The 6510-nt window shown below is 55.0% G+C and carries 2 protein-coding genes and 2 rRNA genes; 3 read left to right on the top strand and 1 reads right to left on the bottom strand.

The genetic code is table 11. From position 1 onward, the window contains the following. Positions 1–164: 164 nt before the first annotated feature. From CD175_RS05850 to mrdA, 3 genes are all read left to right on the top strand, one after another. Positions 165–3058, top strand: a 23S ribosomal RNA gene (locus CD175_RS05850). Positions 3059–3228: 170 nt separating this feature from the next. Further along, positions 3229–3344: ribosomal RNA gene (rrf, locus tag CD175_RS05845) — 5S ribosomal RNA — on the top strand. 201 nt (positions 3345–3545) lie between these two features. Further along, positions 3546–5438, top strand: a complete 1893-nt coding sequence (gene mrdA / locus CD175_RS05840; RefSeq protein ID WP_104448048.1) for a penicillin-binding protein 2 — start codon at positions 3546–3548, stop codon at positions 5436–5438. Between the two features lie 12 nt (positions 5439–5450). On the opposite strand, the gene CD175_RS05835 is transcribed toward mrdA, so the two are convergent. Further along, a complete protein-coding gene (locus CD175_RS05835; protein ID WP_104448047.1) occupies positions 5451–6410 on the bottom strand; it encodes a LysR family transcriptional regulator in 960 nt (319 codons plus the stop codon). Positions 6411–6510: the final 100 nt, after the last annotated feature.

The raw sequence follows: 6510 nt of genomic DNA, 5'->3' as shown, positions 1-6510 counted from the left end.
TCGTTCTTTAAAAATTTGGGTATGTGATAGAAAGATAGACTGAACGTTACTTTCACTGGTAACGGATCAGGCTAAGGTAAAATTTGTGAGTTGCTCTTAGGAGCTCAATCGAATTTTCGGCGAATGTCGTCTTCATAGTATAACCAGATTGCTTGGGGTTATATGGTCAAGTGAAGAAGCGCATACGGTGGATGCCTTGGCAGTCAGAGGCGATGAAAGACGTGGTAGCCTGCGAAAAGCTTCGGGGAGTCGGCAAACAGACTTTGATCCGGAGATGTCTGAATGGGGGAACCCAGCCATCATAAGATGGTTATCTTGTACTGAATACATAGGTGCAAGAGGCGAACCAGGGGAACTGAAACATCTAAGTACCCTGAGGAAAAGAAATCAACCGAGATTCCCTTAGTAGTGGCGAGCGAACGGGGACTAGCCCTTAAGTGGCTTTGAGATTAGCGGAACGCTCTGGAAAGTGCGGCCATAGTGGGTGATAGCCCTGTACGCGAAAATCTCTTAGTCATGAAATCGAGTAGGACGGAGCACGAGAAACTTTGTCTGAATATGGGGGGACCATCCTCCAAGGCTAAATACTACTGACTGACCGATAGTGAACTAGTACCGTGAGGGAAAGGCGAAAAGAACCCCGGAGAGGGGAGTGAAATAGATCCTGAAACCGTATGCGTACAAGCAGTGGGAGCCCACTTTGTTGGGTGACTGCGTACCTTTTGTATAATGGGTCAGCGACTTATTTTCAGTGGCGAGCTTAACCGAATAGGGGAGGCGTAGCGAAAGCGAGTCTTAATAGGGCGTCTAGTCGCTGGGAATAGACCCGAAACCGGGCGATCTATCCATGGGCAGGTTGAAGGTTAGGTAACACTGACTGGAGGACCGAACCGACTACCGTTGAAAAGTTAGCGGATGACCTGTGGATCGGAGTGAAAGGCTAATCAAGCTCGGAGATAGCTGGTTCTCCTCGAAAGCTATTTAGGTAGCGCCTCATGTATCACTGTAGGGGGTAGAGCACTGTTTCGGCTAGGGGGTCATCCCGACTTACCAAACCGATGCAAACTCCGAATACCTACAAGTGCCGAGCATGGGAGACACACGGCGGGTGCTAACGTCCGTCGTGAAAAGGGAAACAACCCAGACCGTCAGCTAAGGTCCCAAAGTTATGGTTAAGTGGGAAACGATGTGGGAAGGCTTAGACAGCTAGGAGGTTGGCTTAGAAGCAGCCACCCTTTAAAGAAAGCGTAATAGCTCACTAGTCGAGTCGGCCTGCGCGGAAGATGTAACGGGGCTCAAACCATACACCGAAGCTACGGGTATCACCTTCGGGTGATGCGGTAGAGGAGCGTTCTGTAAGCCTGTGAAGGTGAGTTGAGAAGCTTGCTGGAGGTATCAGAAGTGCGAATGCTGACATGAGTAACGACAATGGGTGTGAAAAACACCCACGCCGAAAGACCAAGGTTTCCTGCGCAACGTTAATCGACGCAGGGTTAGTCGGTCCCTAAGGCGAGGCTGAAAAGCGTAGTCGATGGAAAACAGGTTAATATTCCTGTACTTCTGGTTATTGCGATGGAGGGACGGAGAAGGCTAGGCCAGCTTGGCGTTGGTTGTCCAAGTTTAAGGTGGTAGGCTGGAATCTTAGGTAAATCCGGGATTCTAAGGCCGAGAGCTGATGACGAGTTACCCTTTGGGTGACGAAGTGGTTGATGCCATGCTTCCAAGAAAAGCTTCTAAGCTTCAGATAACCAGGAACCGTACCCCAAACCGACACAGGTGGTTGGGTAGAGAATACCAAGGCGCTTGAGAGAACTCGGGTGAAGGAACTAGGCAAAATGGCACCGTAACTTCGGGAGAAGGTGCGCCGGTGAGGGTGAAGGACTTGCTCCGTAAGCCCACGCCGGTCGAAGATACCAGGCCGCTGCGACTGTTTATTAAAAACACAGCACTCTGCAAACACGAAAGTGGACGTATAGGGTGTGACGCCTGCCCGGTGCCGGAAGGTTAATTGATGGGGTTAGCTAACGCGAAGCTCTTGATCGAAGCCCCGGTAAACGGCGGCCGTAACTATAACGGTCCTAAGGTAGCGAAATTCCTTGTCGGGTAAGTTCCGACCTGCACGAATGGCGTAACGATGGCGGCGCTGTCTCCACCCGAGACTCAGTGAAATTGAAATCGCTGTGAAGATGCAGTGTATCCGCGGCTAGACGGAAAGACCCCGTGAACCTTTACTATAGCTTTGCACTGGACTTTGAATTTGCTTGTGTAGGATAGGTGGGAGGCTTTGAAGCGTGGACGCCAGTTCGCGTGGAGCCATCCTTGAAATACCACCCTGGCAACTTTGAGGTTCTAACTCAGGTCCGTTATCCGGATCGAGGACAGTGTATGGTGGGTAGTTTGACTGGGGCGGTCTCCTCCTAAAGAGTAACGGAGGAGTACGAAGGTGCGCTCAGACCGGTCGGAAATCGGTCGTAGAGTATAAAGGCAAAAGCGCGCTTGACTGCGAGACAGACACGTCGAGCAGGTACGAAAGTAGGTCTTAGTGATCCGGTGGTTCTGTATGGAAGGGCCATCGCTCAACGGATAAAAGGTACTCCGGGGATAACAGGCTGATACCGCCCAAGAGTTCATATCGACGGCGGTGTTTGGCACCTCGATGTCGGCTCATCACATCCTGGGGCTGAAGCCGGTCCCAAGGGTATGGCTGTTCGCCATTTAAAGTGGTACGCGAGCTGGGTTTAGAACGTCGTGAGACAGTTCGGTCCCTATCTGCCGTGGACGTTTGAGATTTGAGAGGGGCTGCTCCTAGTACGAGAGGACCGGAGTGGACGAACCTCTGGTGTTCCGGTTGTCACGCCAGTGGCATTGCCGGGTAGCTATGTTCGGAAAAGATAACCGCTGAAAGCATCTAAGCGGGAAACTTGCCTCAAGATGAGATCTCACTGGGACCTTGAGTCCCCTGAAGGGCCGTCGAAGACTACGACGTTGATAGGTTGGGTGTGTAAGCGCTGTGAGGCGTTGAGCTAACCAATACTAATTGCCCGTGAGGCTTGACCATATAACACCCAAGCAATTTGCATGCTTCGAGCTGAAAAGGCGAAAGAGCACCAGATTGCGGTGTGTGAAGACGAAACGAACCGAAAGTTCGAGATACTCACAAAACACCAGCTGTCACATACCCAATTTGCTGAAGCGCGGCCAACTGGCCACGACTCAGTACCCGAATTTCTTGACGACCATAGAGCGTTGGAACCACCTGATCCCATCCCGAACTCAGAAGTGAAACGATGCATCGCCGATGGTAGTGTGGGGTTTCCCCATGTGAGAGTAGGTCATCGTCAAGATTAAATTCCGAAACCCCTATCTGCGTATGCAGGTAGGGGTTTTGTTTTTGCGCGCGAAAAAACAGGAACGGCCCATTCAAGGTCAATTGTAAAAAAAATCACACAAACCGGACTCCCCGGGTTTGGTAAGGTGCAGCTCATTTTTAATGGACTGAGTCTGCGCCCACGGATCGGCATTCTTTTCAAAGAGTTGCTGCACAAGTGCCTGAACCGATACCGATCAAGGACCACGAAAAAGAAACACGCCTGGTCAACAAGAGACTCCTGGCCTGCGCCTTGTTCGTTGCCGCCATTACCTGCGCTCTGGTGGTACGCCTGTATGTCCTGCAGGTCGTCGAGTTCGACTATCACTCGACCATCTCCGAAAACAATCGCGTACATGTCCTGCCGATTACGCCTACCCGTGGATTGATCTATGACCGCAACGGCGTACTCCTTGCGGACAACCGCCCAAGCTTCAACCTGACCATCACCCGCGAACGTGCTTCCAATGTCAACGAAGAGCTGGACGAGGTCGCCAATCTCCTGCACTTGCCCGCTGAAGACCGCTCGCAATTCGACAAGGTGATGAAGCAGGCACGTCACCCCTTCGTACCGGTGACGCTGTTCTATGAACTGAGCGAAGAACAGATCGCCGTACTCGCCGTCAACGAGTTCCGTTTGCCGGGCATCGATGTCGAGCCGCAGTTCGTTCGGCACTATCCGTTGGGTGCGCACTTCGCGCATTCGGTCGGCTACGTCGGACGCATCAACGAGAAAGAGTCAAAGGCCCTGGATACGGTCGAGTACCGAGGCACCCAATCCATTGGCAAGACCGGGATCGAAAAATTCTACGAGACGCAACTGCACGGCCATGTCGGTTATGAGGAAGTCGAAACCAATGCCCAGGGCCGTGTGCTGCGAGTGCTCAAGCACACGGATCCGGTGCCGGGTGAAAACATTGTCCTGAGCCTCGACGTCAAGCTGCAGGAAGCCGCCGAACAAGCTCTGGGCGATCGTCGCGGCTCGGTGGTTGCGCTCGATCCGTCGACCGGTGAAGTGCTGGCCATGGTCAGCAACCCGAGTTTCGATCCTAATCCGTTCGTCACCGGCATCAGTTCCAGGGAGTACTCCACGCTACGCGACTCCGTCGACCGACCGCTGTTCAACCGAGTGCTGCGCGGCCTGTACGCGCCGGGTTCGACCATCAAGCCGGAAGTCGCAATCGCCGGCCTCGACACGGGTGTCGTCACGCCGCAGACCCGTGTGTTCGACCCCGGTTATTACCAACTGCCGGATTTCGATCACAAGTACCGCAACTGGAACCACAGCGGCGATGGCTGGGTGGATATGGACGCAGCGATCATGCGTTCCAACGACACCTATTTCTATGACCTCGCACACAAGCTGGGGATCGATCGCCTGCACGACTACATGGCGATGTTCGGACTGGGTGAGAAAGTCTCCCTGGACATGAACGAAGAATCCCCCGGCCTGATGCCATCCCAGGCATGGAAGCGCGCAACGCGTCGGCAGGCCTGGTTTCCGGGCGAGACGGTGATTCTCGGTATCGGCCAGGGCTACATGCAAGTCACGCCGCTGCAGTTGGCCCAGGCCACGGCGCTGATTGCCAACAAGGGCGTGTGGAATCGCCCGCACCTGGCCAAAACCGTGGACGGCGTCGCGCCGGTGGATGAGCATCCAATGCCCAATATTCTGCTCAAGGATCCACGCGACTGGGAGCAGGTCAACCATGGCATGCAGATGGTGATGCACGATGCCCGCGGGATTGCCCGGGCCGCTGCCGCGGGCGCGCAGTACCGTATTGCCGGCAAGAGTGGTACCGCGCAAGTGGTGGCGATCAAGCAGGGCGAGCGTTACAACCGGGAGAAAACCCGTGAGCGTAACCGCGACAATGCCTTGTTCGTCGGTTTCGCCCCGGCCGAGCACCCGAAGATCGTGATTTCGGTGATGATCGAAAACGGGGAGGCGGGTGGCCGCGTCGCCGGACCGGTCGTCCGGCAGATCATGGACGCCTGGCTACTCGATCAGGACGGGCACCTGAAGCCGCAGTACGCGGCACCGGGCAAGGCGCCGGGCGATCTTCACGTCTGAAGCGTCAGGGCTTCACAGCACAGGCTCGCGGATGCTGAGCATGTGCTGGAAGGCCTCGAGGAACACCGTTTCGGCCTGGCTCATCTTCTGTTCGCGATTCCACAACAACTGGATATCGAAATCCACCACACCGTCTTCCGGCGGCAGGCGCCACAGCAGACCTTGCTCGACATCCCGGCGCACCAGATGCGTGGGCAAGGCGCCTATGCCGTAACCCGCGCAGATCAGGCGGTAAATTTCTTCGAAACTGGTGGAAGACGCGACGATCTTGCCGGTGAAGCCTTGCTGATCGCGGAACAGCGTCAGGGGTGAAAGATTGCCGCCTAACTGGTCGCTGGTGAAGCTGACGAAGTTTTCCGCCGCCAGTTGTTCCAGGGTCAGATTCTCTTGCCCGAACAGGCGATGGCGCTGGCCACAAAAGTAAGCGTAGGTCTCGCGAAACAGCACCCGCTGTTCCAGCCGCGGCTGTGGCAGACGACACAGGCCGACCCCAATGGTCGCGGTCTTTTGCAGCAGCGAACTGATGATGTTCGAGCTGCCCATCACCTCGACTTCCAGCTCGATTTTCGGGTGGGTTTCATGGAAGTCAGCGAGGAAATCATCGTAATGCCGAGCCTGCACACCGCTGACGGTGAGGATACGGATCTTGCCCACCACGTCGTCGTGACGACTCTCCACCACCGTCCCCAGGCGTGAAACATCACCGTAGATATCGGCCGCGATGCGCAGGACTTCTTCCCCGGTTTCCGTCAGGTCAAAGCGTCGACCGCTGCGGGCAATCAGCACGCATTCCAGCTGTTCTTCCAGTCGTTTCAACGCCTGGCTGACGGCCGACTGGGTGATGTGCAGTCGCGCGGCAGCGCGGCTCATGCTGCCTTCCTGGCCGATGACCAGATAGGTGCGCAGCAGGTTCCAGTCGAGGCGGTCATTGAGAAAGCGCCGGCCGACCCACGGGTTGGAAGTGGAGGACATAAAACCTCATGCAGTAGCAGTGCTAATAGTAAAGATAAGGATTTGAAAATTGACTAATCCTGGCATGGAAGCGATAAAGCCTACAAGCGCCATAGAGCGC

The organism is Pseudomonas laurylsulfatiphila, assembly GCF_002934665.1.
GTDB classification, from domain to species: Bacteria; Pseudomonadota; Gammaproteobacteria; order Pseudomonadales; family Pseudomonadaceae; genus Aquipseudomonas; species Aquipseudomonas laurylsulfatiphila.
This window is presented reverse-complemented; position numbering and strand designations above follow the sequence as displayed.

Coding starts and splice junctions, on each gene's coding strand:
- CD175_RS05835 (WP_104448047.1), bottom strand. CDS start 6,410: ATGTCCTCCACTTCCAACCCGTGGGTCGGCCGGCGCTTTCTCAATGAC.